At 35.6% G+C, this 16,900-nt stretch carries 16 protein-coding genes; 10 read left to right on the top strand and 6 right to left on the bottom strand.

Annotation, left to right across the window (positions count from 1 at the left end; all coding sequences use genetic code 11):
• Nucleotides 1-115 precede the first annotated feature (115 nt).
• From udk to IWX83_RS07825, 7 genes are all read left to right on the top strand, one after another.
• The gene (gene udk / locus IWX83_RS07855) at nucleotides 116-724 is read left to right on the top strand and encodes a uridine kinase (RefSeq protein WP_073353515.1); all 609 of its coding nucleotides are present in this window, start codon (nucleotides 116-118) and stop codon (nucleotides 722-724) included.
• Nucleotides 725-894: 170 nt separating this feature from the next.
• Nucleotides 895-1,218, top strand: a complete 324-nt coding sequence (locus IWX83_RS07850; RefSeq protein WP_073353517.1) for a septum formation initiator family protein — start codon at nucleotides 895-897, stop codon at nucleotides 1,216-1,218.
• 48 nt (nucleotides 1,219-1,266) lie between these two features.
• The gene (locus IWX83_RS07845) at nucleotides 1,267-2,631 is read left to right on the top strand and encodes a methylmalonyl-CoA mutase subunit beta (RefSeq protein WP_196828855.1); all 1,365 of its coding nucleotides are present in this window, start codon (nucleotides 1,267-1,269) and stop codon (nucleotides 2,629-2,631) included.
• Nucleotides 2,632-2,702: 71 nt separating this feature from the next.
• The gene (locus tag IWX83_RS07840) at nucleotides 2,703-2,936 is read left to right on the top strand and encodes a hypothetical protein (RefSeq protein WP_073353521.1); all 234 of its coding nucleotides are present in this window, start codon (nucleotides 2,703-2,705) and stop codon (nucleotides 2,934-2,936) included.
• The gene (locus IWX83_RS07835) at nucleotides 2,923-3,222 is read left to right on the top strand and encodes a type II toxin-antitoxin system RelE/ParE family toxin (RefSeq protein ID WP_073353522.1); all 300 of its coding nucleotides are present in this window, start codon (nucleotides 2,923-2,925) and stop codon (nucleotides 3,220-3,222) included. The genes IWX83_RS07840 and IWX83_RS07835 overlap by 14 nt, the downstream gene beginning before the upstream one ends.
• 34 nt (nucleotides 3,223-3,256) lie before the next feature.
• Entirely contained in the window at nucleotides 3,257-5,395 is a 2,139-nt protein-coding gene (gene scpA / locus IWX83_RS07830; RefSeq protein WP_196828853.1) for a methylmalonyl-CoA mutase, read from the top strand.
• Between the two features lie 339 nt (nucleotides 5,396-5,734).
• Entirely contained in the window at nucleotides 5,735-6,253 is a 519-nt protein-coding gene (locus tag IWX83_RS07825) for a hypothetical protein (protein WP_073353524.1), read from the top strand.
• A gap of 70 nt (nucleotides 6,254-6,323) precedes the next feature.
• Here the strand turns inward: IWX83_RS07825 and IWX83_RS07820 are convergent, their stop codons facing one another.
• The 5 genes from IWX83_RS07820 to dapF all read right to left on the bottom strand — a co-directional run bounded on the left by IWX83_RS07820 (nucleotide 6,324) and on the right by dapF (nucleotide 10,732).
• On the bottom strand, nucleotides 6,324-6,965 hold the full coding sequence (locus tag IWX83_RS07820) for a peptidoglycan-binding protein LysM (protein ID WP_066082228.1): 642 nt from the start codon (nucleotides 6,963-6,965) through the stop codon (nucleotides 6,324-6,326).
• A gap of 96 nt (nucleotides 6,966-7,061) precedes the next feature.
• A complete protein-coding gene (locus IWX83_RS07815) occupies nucleotides 7,062-7,982 on the bottom strand; it encodes a DUF2279 domain-containing protein (protein ID WP_370568398.1) in 921 nt (306 codons plus the stop codon).
• Nucleotides 7,979-9,019, bottom strand: coding sequence for an endolytic transglycosylase MltG (gene mltG / locus IWX83_RS07810; protein ID WP_196828851.1), 1,041 nt, complete (start codon nucleotides 9,017-9,019; stop codon nucleotides 7,979-7,981). Before mltG ends, IWX83_RS07815 begins: the two co-directional genes overlap by 4 nt.
• 80 nt (nucleotides 9,020-9,099) lie before the next feature.
• Nucleotides 9,100-9,633 (bottom strand): GNAT family N-acetyltransferase, encoded by a 534-nt coding sequence (locus IWX83_RS07805; protein WP_073353527.1) that lies wholly within the window; start codon nucleotides 9,631-9,633, stop codon nucleotides 9,100-9,102.
• A gap of 316 nt (nucleotides 9,634-9,949) precedes the next feature.
• The gene (gene dapF, locus IWX83_RS07800; protein ID WP_073353529.1) at nucleotides 9,950-10,732 is read right to left on the bottom strand and encodes a diaminopimelate epimerase; all 783 of its coding nucleotides are present in this window, start codon (nucleotides 10,730-10,732) and stop codon (nucleotides 9,950-9,952) included.
• Between the two features lie 138 nt (nucleotides 10,733-10,870).
• On the opposite strand from dapF, the gene IWX83_RS07795 reads away from it, so the two are divergent.
• Both IWX83_RS07795 and IWX83_RS07790 read left to right on the top strand, forming a co-directional pair.
• Nucleotides 10,871-12,271 carry a trypsin-like peptidase domain-containing protein gene (locus tag IWX83_RS07795; RefSeq protein WP_073353531.1) on the top strand — a complete coding sequence of 467 codons (1,401 nt, stop codon included), beginning with the start codon at nucleotides 10,871-10,873 and terminating at the stop codon, nucleotides 12,269-12,271.
• A gap of 156 nt (nucleotides 12,272-12,427) precedes the next feature.
• Nucleotides 12,428-13,876, top strand: a complete 1,449-nt coding sequence (locus tag IWX83_RS07790; protein WP_196828849.1) for a glyceraldehyde-3-phosphate dehydrogenase — start codon at nucleotides 12,428-12,430, stop codon at nucleotides 13,874-13,876.
• A 347-nt stretch (nucleotides 13,877-14,223) separates the two neighbouring features.
• Here the strand turns inward: IWX83_RS07790 and IWX83_RS07785 are convergent, their stop codons facing one another.
• Complete coding sequence (locus IWX83_RS07785; RefSeq protein ID WP_196828847.1) at nucleotides 14,224-15,630, bottom strand: APC family permease; 1,407 nt, start codon at nucleotides 15,628-15,630, stop codon at nucleotides 14,224-14,226.
• Nucleotides 15,631-16,028: 398 nt separating this feature from the next.
• Here IWX83_RS07785 and IWX83_RS07780 point away from each other — a divergent pair, with 398 nt between their 5' ends.
• Nucleotides 16,029-16,889 (top strand): NAD(P)-dependent oxidoreductase, encoded by an 861-nt coding sequence (locus tag IWX83_RS07780; RefSeq protein ID WP_073353535.1) that lies wholly within the window; start codon nucleotides 16,029-16,031, stop codon nucleotides 16,887-16,889.
• Nucleotides 16,890-16,900: the final 11 nt, after the last annotated feature.

Raw genomic sequence — 16,900 nt, 5'->3', positions numbered from 1 at the left:
TGTTTAATGAAAACCCCTAGCACATATATTAAATTAGCAATATTTCCTAAAAAAACAAAAACTGCTCCCGATTAAATTCCTATTTTTGTATCCATAAAAACACAACAAAACATTTATGCTCATTATAGGAATTGCAGGTGGTACAGGAAGCGGAAAAACAACCGTTGTACATCAGATTATGAACGAATTACCACAAACGGAAGTTGGTATTATTTCTCAGGACTCATATTACAAAGAGAATCACGGACTTTCATTTGACGAAAGAGCTTTAATTAATTTTGATCATCCGCGTGCTATCGATTTTGAGTTACTCGTTGCACATCTTAAAGAATTAAAAGAGGGAAACAACATTCACCAACCCGTTTATTCTTTTGCAACACACAATAGAACTGATGATTCTGTTTTTACACATCCCAGAAAAGTGATGATAGTAGAAGGAATTTTAATTCTTGCAAATCCGGAGTTAAGAGAATTATTTGATGTGAAAATATACGTTCATGCCGATTCTGACGAACGATTAATCCGACGGATGAAACGCGATATTGTAGAGCGAGGCCGCGATATGCACGAAGTTATTAATAGGTATCAAACCACATTAAAACCAATGCACGAGCAGTTCATTGAACCTACAAAAGCGTTTGCTGACATCATTATTCCGAATGATAAGTACAACACCGTTGCCATAGATGTAGTTCGAGCTGTAATCAATCAAAAAATTCTGTAATTTAGTTGTAATTTTGAAACTATAAAGGAATAGTCGCTATTTTCTGTTTTCCAATGCACATAAATTCATGGAAATCCGTTAATATAGTAGTAAAATGAAGATCTCTTTATTCCCTAGCAAAAGCTAGTCAAAAAATAATTTTCATTGTAATCGGGGCTAAAAAGAACAAAATGAGGAATCCGCATAAAGATAAATCTTGGTTTAAATTTTTAAGTAACAAATACGTCTGGGTATTGTTGTTCTTTTGTACATGGATGATTTTCTTGGACAATTATTCCTATTTCGATCATCGTATTTTAGACAAACAAATCGAAGATTTAGAGGACAACGCGACTTATTACCAAGAAGAAATTAAAAAAGATCAAGAGAATATTAAGCAATTAAAAAATTCAGAACAGATAGAAAAATACGCCCGCGAAAAATACTATATGAAAAAAGATAGTGAAGATATTTATATCATCGAATTTGAAGGCGACACGATTGAAAAAAATTAAAATAATTAAAATATTAATTATTCAAAACCATACTTAATCAACCAAAAAATGGCTGCAAACCTTTTCGATGCTTTCGATCCAATTTCCTCCAAGCAATGGAAACAAAAAATCCAGTTTGAACTCAAAGGAGCGGATTATAATGAAACCTTAGTTTGGAATTCTCCCGAAGACATTCAGGTAAAACCCTTTTACCACAAAGATGAGTTTACCAAAGCTTTTCCTGTTTCCACTAAAGCGTCTGAATTTAAAATTTGTCAAAATATATTTGTCTACGATGTTCAAAAATCAATAGAAAGAGCGCTTGACTCATTAAGTCGTGGTGCGGATAGCCTTCGCTTCACAATAGAAAACGAATCAATTGATATCACCCATCTTTTGGAGCAATTACCATTAGAAAAAATTACCGTTTATTTTAATCTGGGATTTATTTCAATCGATTTCGTCAAAAAAATTGACGCTTTCGCAAAGAAAAATAATACTATTATTTTTTGCAATCTGGATTCAATTGGGCAATTAGCCAAAGATGGTAATTGGTTTGTAACTAATGAAAAAAACAATTTTGATACCCTGAATTTACTTACAACGACGACAACATCAATATCGTTAATAAGTATCAATGCTGCTTTGTATCAAAATGCAGGTGCCAACATGGTGCAGCAAATTGCGTATAGTTTAGGACAAGTAAATGAATATTTTAATCGAATTGAAACCATAAATCAACCCATAGTTTTTGAAGTGGCCGTTGGAACAAATTACTTTTTTGAAATTGCAAAACTACGTGCGTTGCGCTTACTTTTTAATCTGATTGCAAAAGAATACAACCATAACTTAGATTGTAACATCATCGTTTCGCCAACCAAACGAAACAAAACATTGTATGATTATAATGTAAACATGTTGCGTACCACAACCGAATGTATGAGTGCCATCATTGGTGGAGCAGATGCTATTGCTAATTTACCTTATGATGCGTTGTACCACAAAGACAATGAATTTGGCGATCGAATCGCCCGAAATCAATTATTGATTCTCAAAAACGAAAGTTATTTTGACAAAGTCAATAATCCGGCTGACGGGAGTTATTATATCGAAAATCTTACCAATCAATTAGCCGAAAAAGGATTGGCTTTGTTCAAAGATATAGAGGCAAATGGTGGTTTCCTTAAACAACTTAATGACGGAATCATCAAAAGGAAAATTCAGGAAAGTGCAGATGCAGCTCAGGAATTATTTGATTCAGGGAAAGAAATTCTATTAGGCACAAATAAACATCCTAATAAACAGGATAAAATGAAACATGATTTAGAGTTGTTTCCTTTTGTAAAAGTCAAACCAAGAAAAACTTTGATTACGCCCATAATCGAAAAACGTTTGGCAGAAAAAATAGAACAGGAAAGATTAGATCTTGAATAGTCAGCCCGACTCTGTTATTTAATTTAACACCATTGGAAAAGAGTATATTTACTTTATTAAAACATAATATAATGGAAGCCATAAGACAAATCGTTAAGGTGAAAAATCACAAAATAAGTATCACATTGCCGGATGATTTTAATGCTGATGAAGTTGAAGTAATTATTCTTCCAAAGTCGAATAATGTGGACATCCCTCAATGGCAAATGGACCAAGTTAGAGAAAGAACGGAGAAATATCTTAAAAATCCTTCTTCAGCTCAAGATATTGATGATTTTATAAAAGATATTGATGGTGAGTTATAAAATTGTAATTGTAGAGGAAGCTAAACTTGATTTCAAAACAGCTTTAGATTGGTACAAAAGCATTCAACCTAAATTGGGCGATAAGTTCTCCAATACATTTAAGGAAAGTTTAAAAATAATTAAGTCAAATCCGTTACTGTTTCAAATAAGATATGACAAGACCAGAGTGGCTTTAATTGAAAATTTCCCATACTTAATTCATTTCAACAACTACGATAACATAATTGTCATTACTGCTGTTTTTCATACTTCAAGAAATACTGAAATATGGATTGAAAGGAATTAAAAATTTCAAAAACTATAATCTTTGTACTAAACAAATGAAAAGAAAAGATTTACAACATATAAAATTAGAAAACACACCGTTGAAAGTGGAGCATGAAAATTCTCTTGCTGATGCATTTCTAACTGCAGAAGGAATCGAACTAAAACCAACGTATTCAGAACAAGATATTGAGCATCTTACTCATCTTGATTTTGGAGCTGGTTTTGCACCGAATTTACGCGGACCTTACGCAACAATGTATGTCCGAAGACCATGGACCGTGCGCCAATATGCAGGATTTTCGACAGCTGAAGAAAGTAATGCTTTTTACAGAAGAAATTTAGCTGCAGGGCAAAAAGGACTTTCAATCGCTTTTGATTTACCTACACACCGTGGCTATGATTCCGATCACGAACGTGTGGTTGGCGATGTCGGAAAAGCAGGAGTCGCGATTGACACGGTAGAAGATATGAAAGTATTATTCGACCAAATTCCACTGGATGAAATGTCCGTTTCTATGACGATGAATGGCGCCGTTTTACCTATTATGGCTTTCTATATTGTCGCCGCCGAAGAACAAGGCGTAAAACCCGAATTACTTTCCGGTACGATACAAAATGATATTTTGAAAGAGTTCATGGTGCGAAACACGTACATTTATCCGCCAACTCCTTCGATGAAAATCATTGCTGATATTTTTGAATTCACCAGCAAAAAAATGCCGAAATTCAACTCTATTTCTATTTCGGGATACCACATGCAAGAAGCAGGAGCCACTGCCGATATTGAATTAGCGTACACACTGGCCGATGGATTAGAGTACATTCGAACAGGATTAGCGACAGGAATGAAAATTGATGAATTTGCTCCACGTCTGTCTTTTTTCTGGGCCATTGGAATGAATCACTTCATGGAAATTGCCAAAATGCGTGCGGGAAGAATGATATGGGCCAAACTAGTCAAACAATTCGAACCAAAAGACGATAAATCATTAGCCTTGCGAACGCATTGTCAAACTTCGGGTTGGAGTTTAACAGAGCAAGATCCTTTTAATAATGTGGCTCGAACGTGTATTGAAGCAGCTGCAGCCGCTTTTGGAGGAACACAATCTTTACATACCAATGCTTTGGATGAAGCTATCGCTTTACCAACGGATTTCTCAGCAAGAATCGCGAGAAATACACAACTCTATTTACAAGAAGAAACTAAAATTACCAAAACCGTCGATCCTTGGGCCGGAAGTTATTATGTAGAAAGCTTAACAAATGAAATCGCCGAAAATGCTTGGAAACTTATTGAAGAAGTTGAAGAACTGGGCGGAATGACCAAAGCTATTGAATCTGGAATTCCGAAACTTAGGATTGAGGAAGCAGCAGCAAGGAAACAAGCTCGCATTGACAGCGGTCAAGATATTATTGTCGGCGTCAATCAATATCGATTAGAAAAAGAAGATCCTTTACAGATTTTGGATGTGGATAACCAAATGGTCCGCAAACAACAATTGGAACAACTAGACCGAATCAAAGCCAGCAGAGATTCTGAAAAAGTTCAAGAGTCGCTGAAAAGATTAATCCTTTGTGCACAAACTGGTCAAGGTAATTTACTGGAAATTGCTGTTGAAGCTGCACGAAACCGAACTACTCTAGGAGAAATCAGCGATGCACTTGAAACAGTTTTTGGAAGATATAAAGCACAAATTAAATCTTTTAGTGGCGTGTACAGTAAAGAAATAAAAGACGATAAAAGTTTTGAAAAAGCAAAACAAATGGCGAATGCATTTGCCAAACAAGAAGGACGCCGCCCTCGAATCATGATTGCAAAAATGGGGCAGGACGGACACGATCGCGGAGCAAAAGTAGTAGCTACCGGTTATGCCGATGTAGGTTTTGATGTGGATATTGGCCCACTTTTTCAAACACCGGAAGAGGCCGCCAAGCAAGCCATAGAAAATGATGTTCATATTCTGGGTGTTTCCTCACTTGCAGCAGGCCACAAAACTTTGGTTCCACAAGTTATTGAGGAGCTAAAAAAATACGGTCGACAAGACATTATGGTAGTTGTAGGAGGAGTAATTCCTGCGCAAGATTACCAGTTTTTGTTTGATGCAGGCGCAGTAGCCGTTTTTGGACCAGGAACAAAAATCAGCGAAGCGGCTATTAAAATATTAGAAATTTTAATGGAAAGTTTCGACTAAGCAAACGCCATTTTATACTCTATTTTACCTTAAAAACACCATTCGAAAGCTTGGTGTTTTTTGGTTTTTAATTAAAATAAAAAGCAAAAAAATCCTAATAAAAAGAATCTAATTTGGCTCATTTTGTTAACATAAATTATAGTAAAATTAACGCTAAATCCTGAAATAAAAAACTAAATTTACATGTGCCTATTTATTTTTAGCGAAGAAATTAAATTATAAATTATTGATGTTAAGATAATTAACAAAATATAAAAAGGGGAAGTAAAAAGTAAGCCTTAGAATGTTATAGTTGAATATAATTCCAAAAATCATTAACTAATTTAAAACTTAAATATTATGAAAGCACTTATTATTATACTTTTTTTAAGCGTTACACTAGCAGTAAATGCTCAAGTAACTGAAAAAGGAAAAATCAAAATAGAAGAATTACCTGGAGTGATCATTAAGAGAGTAGGAACTGATTTTTCAATTTACATTCCTGATAATAATCCTGACCAAAAGGTCAAAATGGTAGAAGAGAAATTCATCGCTTATGATTTAGGAAAAGATGCTGAAGGGTACGAAGAGTATCTTGTGGTTATGGAGGTAAAAAACGGATCGTTAACCGCTACCTACAACGAACAAGGAAAGCTAGTACGTGTTGTAGAACAATTTAAGAATGTGGTTCTTCCTGGCGAAGTAATCTACTCCATCTACCGAACATATCCTGGCTGGACTATTGTAAATGATAGTTTTGTTTACACACAAGAGGACGGAGACATCATTAAAAAACAATACAATGTGAAAATAAAAAAAGATAAGGAAACCATTAAATTATTGGTTCGCCCTAATGGAGAAATTCTTAAAGCAAAGTAATCTAATATTACAAAAAAAATAGGCTGTCAATCCTTGCGTGACAGCCTATTTTTTTTATCCAATAAATTGATTATCTGATTTTGGCTTTCGCATTGCTGTCTGCAACAATAAACGAAGTATCATAACCTCCAAACATTTTCATGTAACTACGCACGGAACTTCCATAAGCATCTCTAAAATTTCGTTTGCCTTTGTATCTAAAATATTTTTTTACTGATCCTGCACCTCCAAGGTGAGCAGCTGCTAATATCCCAGATTCTGTAACACGAATGCCATTTAAGATTGTACCCTCGTATTTTTCAATTTCTTTTTTTAATTCCCACTTGTTCTGCGCCAAAAGGGCTAAAAATGCCTTTTCTTGCAGTTCAGGACTATTTAAAAAAGCGGACCGATTGTAAATGCCCACTGATTTTAAGGTTTCAATACCAAATTGGTATTTACCCATATATCCTAAAGAATTGATTTTTTTGTATTTGCTTTCTGATTCTCGATAGCCCAAAGCTTCTCTGAAACCAATAAAGAAATTTCCGGTAAAAGGGATGTTTAAATTCGTGTATTCTTCTTGTTCTTGAGATGGATATAAGTAGTGTGTACCATCTTCTTCGTTGATAAGAAACCATGGGTTGGTTTCCAAATTAAAAGGTCTAAAACCTGAGCTCAAAAAAACTGTAATTACAGTCAAACTTGTATAAAAATACCATTTCTTTATCATAAATTGTTTTTCTTCAAACGCTGTCCCGTTATGAAATTTCTACGCGCAAAGATACAATAAAAATAATTATACTGATAATCAGTTAGTTAAACTTTTCTAAAAATAGATTAAGTGGTATTTTACCTCGTTGAAACGCACCAATTCGATGGTTGGTGCGGGAATTTTAATGGTATTAAAAACAGAAAAAACGGTCTTTAAAAAATGAGAATTGGTCTTAATTTTTGTTAAATCGACATCCAAACTCAGATAAAATTGTCTAAAACGTTGTGGATTTGAAGCTGAAAAAGTGGTTCTATTTTCATTTCTCCCAGTGATCATTCCTTCTGCTCCATATCCCAATGCTACATTCACCCATTTTGGTATTTTGGAGTCTTTAGCAAACGAATGTAAATTGACCGAAAGCCAATACGTTTGTCCGTTGTAATCTTTTAAAATTTGCTCAGAGAAGAAACTGCCTAATACTTCCGATCTTTCACTTGCATATTTTGTAGTATGAAAAGAGAATTTCGGGGTAATGCGTTGTTCGTCCCAGATTAATTCTTGCGAGACATACAAAGCGGTTCCAGCTGCGTTAGCAATTATATCTCCAGAGGAAGCGCCCCATTCAGAGGAATAGCCGTCTAATACCTCAACGGCGGTTAGAAACGCAAAGCCTAAACCCGCTCCATATAATAATTGATTTCTTTTAGTAGCTCCACTCCAATGTAACATTTCGGCACCAAATCGTCCCAAATGATACGATGAAAATACATGACCGGCTTTATCCATCTGAAGCCACTCGGAATTGTCATTTATAAAATGAAAATTAGATTTGGGATACTCGGCGTACCAAAGTTGGTTTAAGCCTATTAAAGTTCCCGTGGCCAAAACAGCTTCCGAAATAATAACGGAATTTTGTCTTTTCGCATTTAAAGAATCGGAGGGTTTAAAAAAACTTTCCTCCTGATTTTGTGAGAAAGCAATTTGGAACCCAATAAACAAGAAAAATATAACGAAAACTTTAAATTTCAAAATTATCTTTTCACTCCTTGACTGTTGATCCAATCCGAATATTTTTTGGCGTTTTTATTGTGTTCTTCTAAAGTAGCGGCAAACTCATGGTATCCGAAACGCTCTACACTCGCACAGAAATAAATAAAGTTATTTTTTTCAGGATCCAAAACAGCTTCTAACGCTGTGATGTCAGGCATAGCAATAGGTCCAGGAGGCAGACCAACATTCATATATGTATTATAAGGATGCGACATTGTCAAATCATTATAAAAAACTCTTTTGATAACTTGATTAAAATCATTTGATTTTTTTTTCATTGCAAATATTACAGTTGGATCAGCTTGCAACGGCATTCCAGCCCTTAAACGGTTCAAATACACACCTGCAATTCTAGGTCTTTCATCTTTTTTAACAGATTCTTTATGCACTATTGAAGCCAAAATCGTTGCTTCAATTGGAGTCAACCCTTGTTTTTGCGCCTTGGCAACTCTTTCTTTATTCCAAAAATTACGGTATTCTTTGATCATCTTATCGCGGAACTTTTCAGCAGTAGTGTTCCAATAAATCTCGTACGTATTTGGAATAAATAGTACCAAAACATTTTCTTCGTTGAATCCGTTTTCTTTTAGAAAAATAGAATCTTTAAACGAATTCAATAACGCTGCACTATCGGCTTCGATTTGAGAACCTACACGTCCCGCTAAATTTTCTACACGTTCCTGATTATTGAAAGCTAACTTTACAGCCGAATTTAGTCGCAAGGTTTTCACCAATTCATAACTGTTCATTCCTTTGGTTAGTAAAAAACGCCCCGGAATTACATTAGCAGAATAGCCTCTTTTACTGGCGACCATGTCAAAACGATCCATGTTTTCAATATACGGTGCCACTATTTTTTTAACCGCTTCATAATCCGAATCCGTTGGAATATAAACATAGACTTCATTTTCTGAAAATTTTGTATTGGAAGAAAAAATCTGACGCAAAATAATTAATCCGTAAATCATTAATATTGATATTAAGACAACGGATACTATTGTGATAATTTTCTTTAAGTTCATGTGTGGTATTTTTTTGTTGGAGTGTTAGTATCTATAATCTTTCTTTCTGTTTAAAAGATTGGGAATTATAACTGTACTTTTTAAAATTTAGTATTAACCAATTGAAAAATAGCTTCATCTTTGTATTTTCCGTTTACAAAAGTCCAGTCTTTCTTTACGCCTATCATTTCGAATCCAAATTTAGTAAAAAGAGCTTTACTTGCTTCATTTTCGGTTCCTATATTTGCATATAATTGATGTAAATTAAGATTACAAAAAGCATATTCGATTAATAATCCCAAAGCTTCTGAACCAATATTCTGTCTTCTGTTTTCGTTGCCTTGAATAACGATGCCCACTCCTGCCCTATTATTCTTTGGATCAAAATCAAATAAATCGATTAAACCCAAAGCGGGAAAATCCTGATCCTGACAAATAGCCAATCGCAATTGCTTGGCTTCATAAATATCCTGATGAGCATTTTCTAAATATTGTTTGACTAAAAACCGGCTGTAAGGCGTGTGTGTATTACTGACTTCCCAAATGCTCTGGTCGTTTTCTATGGCATAAACAAACTCCAAATCATTGGGTTCTAATGCTCGAATATAGATGTTATCGCCTTTTAATGTTTTCATTTAATTGTTTCACAAAGTTACACAGAGGCATCACAGAGATACACCAAGTTTATTTTAACGCTTCATGCTACAAATAACAGCATTTTATTCAACAATGTTAAAACATATAAGTCATATAAGTTTTTAATTTGAATAAAATCAAGTAAAACCAATAGTTCATTTTAGCACGAACTTATAGACTTGCAAAGGACGTTTTATCTTATATTGCCTTTTAACCACTATTTGACAGACTAACTTACTTGACTTATATGTTTAAAATTATATGCTGTTTATTTTAGAGTATAGAGGATTTAAATTTTTATAAATTGTTTCGGAATTAAATCTCAATACTCCCTTTGAATACAAATTCCGCTGGTCCTTTCAGGAAGACTTTGGAAAATTGCCCTTCTTTTTTTTCAAACGAAACTACTAATTTTCCGCCTTCAACATTCAAATTTATTGAAGATGCCTCTGTTTTTCCTAGTACATTCATCGCAATTGCAACGGCTGTAGCGCCCGTTCCACAAGAAAGTGTTTCATCTTCTACGCCTCTTTCATACGTTCTTAGCGAAAAAGTGGAGTCATTAATTTGTTTTACAAAATTGATGTTACTTCCCGCTTTTCCATACAAATTCCCGTATCGAATAGCAGCTCCGTTTTCTTTTATATTGTACTTTTCTAAATCATCAACCAATTGCACATGGTGTGGCGAACCCGTATTTAGAAACACATGATCTGAACTGACTTTTACCTCAGCAACATCAATCATTTGTAACGAAACCAATCCATCATCGCCAATTGTTGCGTGATGCAAACCATCTGTGGCTATGAAAGTAGCATTATTCTCGATTACCTGCAGCTTTTTGGCGAAAGCCACTAAACAGCGTCCACCGTTCCCGCACATAGAACTTTGGTTTCCATCTGAATTGTAATAGACCATTTTAAAATCGGTTTCAGGATCATTTTCTAACAAAATCAACCCATCGCCACCTATCCCGAAACGTCGGTCACATAAATGTGCTATTAGTTTTGTGTTCTCTTTTGGAAAAAACTCAGAACGATTATCAATCATTACAAAATCATTTCCTGTTCCTTGGTATTTATAAAATTCTAATTGCATTTAAATTTGAATTGTGTCTCACAAAAGTACGAACTATTAATGAAATGTTAATCATTGTTAAAGAGCGTTAAACTGTATTTTAGGAATCAATTTTAATTCTATTTTTACATGGAAATATCTTAATAAACGAATTTAATTATGAAAAAAATTTCAACACTTTTTTTAGTTTCCTTGTTGAGCGGAGTAGTAACACTAGGTTCCTACAAGTTATTATTTGACACCAATGGTTATTTTTCTAATGACAAAGATACTTTGGTAACAACAGCATCCAATTCTTACGGAAAGAAAGTAGGCTTATCATCGGATGTACTCGATTTTACTGAGGCTGCAGAAAAGACTATTCATACGGTTGTCCACGTTAAAAACGTTTCTCGAAGAACGATTACAAATCCCATTTTAGAATATTTTTATGGGTATAAAGGCGGGCAATCTCAGGAACAAGTAGGAACTGGTTCTGGTGTAATCATTTCTGAGGATGGTTATATCGTAACCAACAATCACGTGATCAAAGGTGCCTCTGAAATTGAAATTACCTTAAACAATAAGAAATCATATCAGGCAAAACTTATTGGAACCGATTCTAAAATGGATATTGCTTTATTAAAAATTGATACCAATGAAAAATTACCCTATACTGTTTTTGCCAATTCTGATTCAGTGAAAGTGGGTGAATGGGTTTTGGCTGTCGGAAATCCATATAATTTAACGTCCACGGTAACTGCCGGAATTGTTTCGGCGAAAGCTAGAGATTTAGACACTAGCGGAATCCAGTCTTTCATACAAACAGATGCCGCGGTAAATCCGGGAAACAGTGGTGGCGCCTTAGTGAATACGCGTGGCGAACTGATAGGAATCAACACGATGATTTCCTCCATGACGGGATCTTACGTAGGCTATTCGTTTGCAGTCCCTTCGAATATTGCCCGAAAAATTATTGAAGATTTAATGGAATTTGGTAATGTACAACGTGGAATTTTGGGTGTTGAAGGAGGCGAACTAAATGGAATTGCTTCTAAGGAGTTAGGAATTTCGCAAACACAAGGATTCTACATTAATAAAGTAACGCAAAATTCTGGCGCTCAAAAATCAGGACTTACTAAAGGGGATATCATTATTAAATTAGACGATCAAAACATTGCTACTTTTGCTGATCTCTCGGGATATATCAATACTAAAAGACCAAATGACAAAGTTCAAGTGACGTATATCAGAGATGGAAAAACAAAAATAATTCCAGTAGTGCTTAGTAAAAATGAATTTTTCAGCACCGAATTTAAAGGAATTGAATTAGAAAATATAGAAGCAGCAGATAAAAAGAAATTCAAAATTGATTATGGCGTAAAAATCAAATCGATCACCAGCGAAAATTTAAAACAATACAGAGAGGAGTTGGTAGGAAATATTATCTTGAGTATTGACAATGTCAAAGCTACAGATGTAGAAACGGTGTCTAAACTTTTAAGTAAAAAAGAAGAAAGCCAAACCGTACGTATTGAAATGATTACTAAAAGTGGGGAAGTAATGCGAGTGATTCTCTAATACTACCATTTTAATAAAACGAAAGCCATCTTGAAAAAACAAGATGGCTTTTTTATTTGCAAATAAATAACAAAACACGTTACGAAATCGATTGAAATCGGTACTTTTGCGCAAATTTTAAAAAATACAATCACTTATTTTCATTAAATTTTCAACATGGCAACTACAACTTTATACGAAAAAGAAGTTTCTTTTCAAGCTGACAGGCGACGCGCAGGAGTAAAACTGATTAAAATTATCAGCGATTTATGGTACGACAAATCAATCGAAATGGTTTTATTTCGAAATCAACTCCTAGACAGAAATGTCAGTGACATAATTAATCTGCATGAATATGCAGCTGAATTTGTAGGCAAACCCATTTCGATATTCGATTCTGTTAAAATTGCAAAAGCGGTTTTAGAATTGAACTTGCTACCTTCAAAATTAGATATTGGCAAGCTAACCTATGAATATGGTTTAGAAGAGGACAAATATCCAGATGCTAAGTATTTTGTGATTGACAAATTAAAAAACGCAAAAGACTCAGAAGAGGTACAACCTAAAGATGTTGTTTTATATGGTTTTGGACGTATTGGTCGTCTATTAGCCAGAGAGCTGATGTCTAAAACAGGAAAAGGAAGTCAGTTGCGCTTGCGAGCGATTGTTACACGTGATAAAAATGACGCTACATCGCTTGAAAAAAGAGCTTCCTTGTTGCGCTATGATTCTATACATGGAGACTTTCAAGGTTCTGTAATTGCCGACCCCGAAAATAACGCATTGATAATCAACGGAACCACCGTTCATGTCATTACTGCAATCGCTCCTGAAGAAATTGATTATACGCATTTTGGAATCGATAATGCTTTAGTAATTGACAATACGGGTGCATTTACGACACACGAGGCATTGAGCCGCCATTTGGTTTCTAAGGGAGCCGATAAAGTATTGCTTACCGCTCCTGGAAAGGGAGTTCCAAACATTGTTCATGGTGTAAACCAGAACGAATACAATCCGGATGAAATTAATATTTTTTCTGCTGCATCCTGCACTACCAATGCGATTACACCTATTTTAAAGGCGGTTGAAGATACTTTAGGTGTTGTCAAAGGACATCTAGAAACGATTCATGCATACACGAACGACCAGAATCTTGTGGACAACATGCACAAAAAATACCGTCGTGGAAGAGCAGCCGCATTAAACATGGTAATTACCGAAACTGGTGCTGGAAGTGCTGTTGCAAAAGCGTTGCCATCATTGGAAGGGAAACTGACCTCTAATGCGATTCGGGTTCCAGTTCCAAATGGATCTTTGGTTGTCTTAAACCTTGAGGTTTCAAAAACTACTTCGGTGCAGGAAATCAATGCTATCATGAAAAAATATGCTTTGGAAGGCGAGCTGGTAGAGCAAATAAAATATTCCATGAATAATGAGTTAGTTTCTTCAGATATAATAGGTACGCCACAACCTGCTATTTATGACAGTAACGCGACGATTGTTTCAAAAGACGGAAAGAATATCGTCTTATACATTTGGTACGATAATGAATACGGTTACAGCCACCAAGTAATCCGATTGGCAAAATACATTGCTAAAGTAAGACGTTTTACGTATTACTAGCAGTCCTTTACAGGTTGCATATTGCGGTTGTAATTTTTTAGTTATTAGTTTTTAGTCATTAATTTGTAGATTTAAAACAACCGCAATACAACCTGAATTCAATAGAAAATCCGTCCAGTTTTTACAACGAGACGGATTTTTTTTTGCTTTTTTAATGGCATTGTTGCGCTAAATTTAGCCACAGATGACACGGATTAAACGGATTTTTTTTAAGTGTTACTTTTCCAATTTTGTATCGAATGGAACGCAGATAAAACGGATTCAAAGGATTTTCACTGATTTGTAAAAAATCCCTATTTAAAAATACGATTTACATCCGCAAATTCATAACTCCTAATTTTAAAAAACTACTCCTTAGCTTTAGTCAAATAGTAAATTGGTATTCCAACTAGCATAATCAAAACACCCCAACCACTAGTGCTCGTTTTAGTATACAGCAAAGCGATGCATATTGCACTAGCAACAACAATATAAAGTGCCGGCAAAAATGGATAGCCAAACGCTTTATACGGTCTTTCAGCATCTGGCAGTTTTTTGCGAAGAATAAAGATTCCCAATATGGTCAAGATGTAAAATATCAACACAATAATCACCACAAAATCTAGTAAATCTCCGTATTTCCCAGTCAGACAAAGTGCCGAAGCCCAAATACATTGCGCCCAAATAGACCAAGCTGGAACACTCGCTTTATTTAATTCGGCAGCTTTCTTGAAGAAAACACCGTCTTGCGCCATTGTATAATACACTCTGGCACCCGCCATAATCAAACCGTTATTGCAAGCAAAAGTCGAAATCATGATCATTACCGCAATAATTAAAGTCCCAATAGAACCAAAAATACTTTGTGAAGCCACCACAGCCACACGATCGGATTCGGCCGTCGCAATATCATACAAAGGCACTACTGCCAAGTACATAATATTAGCCAAAATATAAATCACACTCACAATCAACGTTCCTAAAAACAAACTCAATCCTACATTGCGTTTTGGATTCTTAATTTCCCCTGCAATAAAAGTTACCCCTTCCCAAGCCACACTCGAAAACAGTGAGCCTACTAAGGCTGCAGAAATGGCTGATATCAATGTCACTCCACTAATAGGCATCCAAGTTCCTGAAGTCGTATCCAGCGCTTGTGACGTCCAAGCATTCGTCCAGTTGGCATCCCAAACTTCTGCTTTAGCTGCCATAAAACCAAAAATAATCAAACCAGCCAGCGACAAAATTTTGATTACAGTAAGAACCGTTTGTAAAATCTTAGAGTTTTTTACCCCACGACTATTAATATAACTTAGTAGAATAATGGTAATACTAGAAACAATCTGAGCAGCATTGAGTTTAAAACTACCTAACTCATACAGAATATTCTTATCGCTCAGAGGCGCATACAAGTAAGCAGCAAATTTAGCAAAAGCCACACCCACTGCGGCAATCGTTCCCGTTTGTATCACGGCAAAAAAGCTCCAACCGTATAAAAACCCAACTAATTTTCCGTACGCTTCCTTAATGTACACATATTGTCCACCCGCTTTAGGAAACATTGCGCTCAACTCGCCATAACTCACAGCCGCAATCACTGTAATTGTACCCGTAAGCACCCACATCGCAATAAGCCAACCGGCCGAACCCAATTGCCGAACCATATCCGAGCTCACAATAAATATTCCGGAACCTATCATTGAACCCACCACGAGCATGGTTCCGTCAAGTAATCCTAATTCTCTTTTAAAATCGTCTGGTTTTTGGTCTTCCATAAAGTGGGTTTTTGGTTTTTTAGTTCGCTAAAGATATACTTTTTTTGGAAATCTAAAATCGAATTCCTGTTTTTAGGGCATGACCTTGCTTTCACTGTCGTTGCAGCATGGTCGGGCTGTACGCTGTATCTTTATTTTCTTAAAGAAAGAAAATAAAGGATGCCGCTTCCATCCCTCATGCAAACTACGGTAAATTGTCGTTTATCTATTTCATAACAAAACTAAAGAACCATCTTCAGTACTAAAGTAATATCCTCTTTTTAAACATATAAGTCATTTACTTTTTTGTGCTATCCCAATAAAACGTACTTTAGTAAGCGCGTATTTAAGATGCATGATACTTCATTTTACACCCTTAAAACACCAATAAAAATATAAAACAAACAACACCAAAAATCATGAATACATTAAAATTAGGATGGGTTGGATTAGGGAATATGGGAAACCCAATGGTTTTAAACTTACTCAAAGCTGGTTTTGAAGTAACCGTTTTCAACCGCACCAAAGACAAAGAAGCACCATTACTTGCCGAAGGCGCAACAGCAGCCACAAGTTTACAACACCTCATGGAGACGGCTGATGTTGTAGTGACAATGTTATCCAATGACGCGGCTGTAAAAGAAGTTTTTGAAGGCCCAACAGGATTACTAGCTGCTGCAATTCCTGGAAAAACCATCATCAACATGAGTACCGTTGCTCCAGAGACCTCCCGTTATCTCCACACGCTTTGTCAGCTGCATCAAGTTCATTTTATCGACGCACCAGTTTCAGGAAGTGTCAAACCAGCACAAGACGGAACCTTAGTTATTCTTGTGGGTGCTTCCAACGAAGATTTTGAAACAGCTCAACCTTTATTTGACGCTCTCGGAAAAATCGCCATTCATGTTGGTGCGCCGGGCGTAGCGAGCACTGCAAAATTAGCTATCAATTACTTGCTAGGATTGAATCTTCAAGGCATAGCCGAAACGGTTTTGTTTGCGGAGAAAAACGGCGTAAATAAAGAAGACATGCTCAACATCATCAATCAAGGCGCTTGTGGCAACGGGATCACGAATATCAAAACACCTTCTATTTTAAACGACTCTTTCCCCGCCGCATTTGCTTTGAAACACCTCGTTAAAGATTTAAGATTAGCCAAAGAAGCAGGACTTGATTCCCCGTTGATTCATCCTTTGTATGACAGTTATGCCGCAGCAGAACAAGAAGGATTAGGCGATCAAGATGTTATGGCGATTATTAGCAGTTTGAAAAATAAGTGAAATTTGAATAA

It is taken from the genome of Flavobacterium sp. CG_9.1 (assembly GCF_015751645.1).
Lineage (GTDB): Bacteria > Bacteroidota > Bacteroidia > Flavobacteriales > Flavobacteriaceae > Flavobacterium > Flavobacterium xanthum.
The sequence above is the reverse complement of the archived record's forward strand: the minus strand, read 5'-3'. Positions and strand labels throughout refer to the sequence as shown.

Coding starts and splice junctions, on each gene's coding strand:
- udk (WP_073353515.1), top strand. CDS start 116: ATGCTCATTATAGGAATTGCAGGTGGTACAGGAAGCGGAAAAACAACC.
- IWX83_RS07850 (WP_073353517.1), top strand. CDS start 895: ATGAGGAATCCGCATAAAGATAAATCTTGGTTTAAATTTTTAAGTAAC.
- IWX83_RS07845 (WP_196828855.1), top strand. CDS start 1,267: ATGGCTGCAAACCTTTTCGATGCTTTCGATCCAATTTCCTCCAAGCAA.
- IWX83_RS07840 (WP_073353521.1), top strand. CDS start 2,703: ATGGAAGCCATAAGACAAATCGTTAAGGTGAAAAATCACAAAATAAGT.
- IWX83_RS07835 (WP_073353522.1), top strand. CDS start 2,923: ATGGTGAGTTATAAAATTGTAATTGTAGAGGAAGCTAAACTTGATTTC.
- scpA (WP_196828853.1), top strand. CDS start 3,257: ATGAAAAGAAAAGATTTACAACATATAAAATTAGAAAACACACCGTTG.
- IWX83_RS07825 (WP_073353524.1), top strand. CDS start 5,735: ATGAAAGCACTTATTATTATACTTTTTTTAAGCGTTACACTAGCAGTA.
- IWX83_RS07820 (WP_066082228.1), bottom strand. CDS start 6,965: ATGATAAAGAAATGGTATTTTTATACAAGTTTGACTGTAATTACAGTT.
- mltG (WP_196828851.1), bottom strand. CDS start 9,019: ATGAACTTAAAGAAAATTATCACAATAGTATCCGTTGTCTTAATATCA.
- IWX83_RS07805 (WP_073353527.1), bottom strand. CDS start 9,633: ATGAAAACATTAAAAGGCGATAACATCTATATTCGAGCATTAGAACCC.
- dapF (WP_073353529.1), bottom strand. CDS start 10,732: ATGCAATTAGAATTTTATAAATACCAAGGAACAGGAAATGATTTTGTA.
- IWX83_RS07795 (WP_073353531.1), top strand. CDS start 10,871: ATGAAAAAAATTTCAACACTTTTTTTAGTTTCCTTGTTGAGCGGAGTA.
- IWX83_RS07790 (WP_196828849.1), top strand. CDS start 12,428: ATGGCAACTACAACTTTATACGAAAAAGAAGTTTCTTTTCAAGCTGAC.
- IWX83_RS07785 (WP_196828847.1), bottom strand. CDS start 15,630: ATGGAAGACCAAAAACCAGACGATTTTAAAAGAGAATTAGGATTACTT.
- IWX83_RS07780 (WP_073353535.1), top strand. CDS start 16,029: ATGAATACATTAAAATTAGGATGGGTTGGATTAGGGAATATGGGAAAC.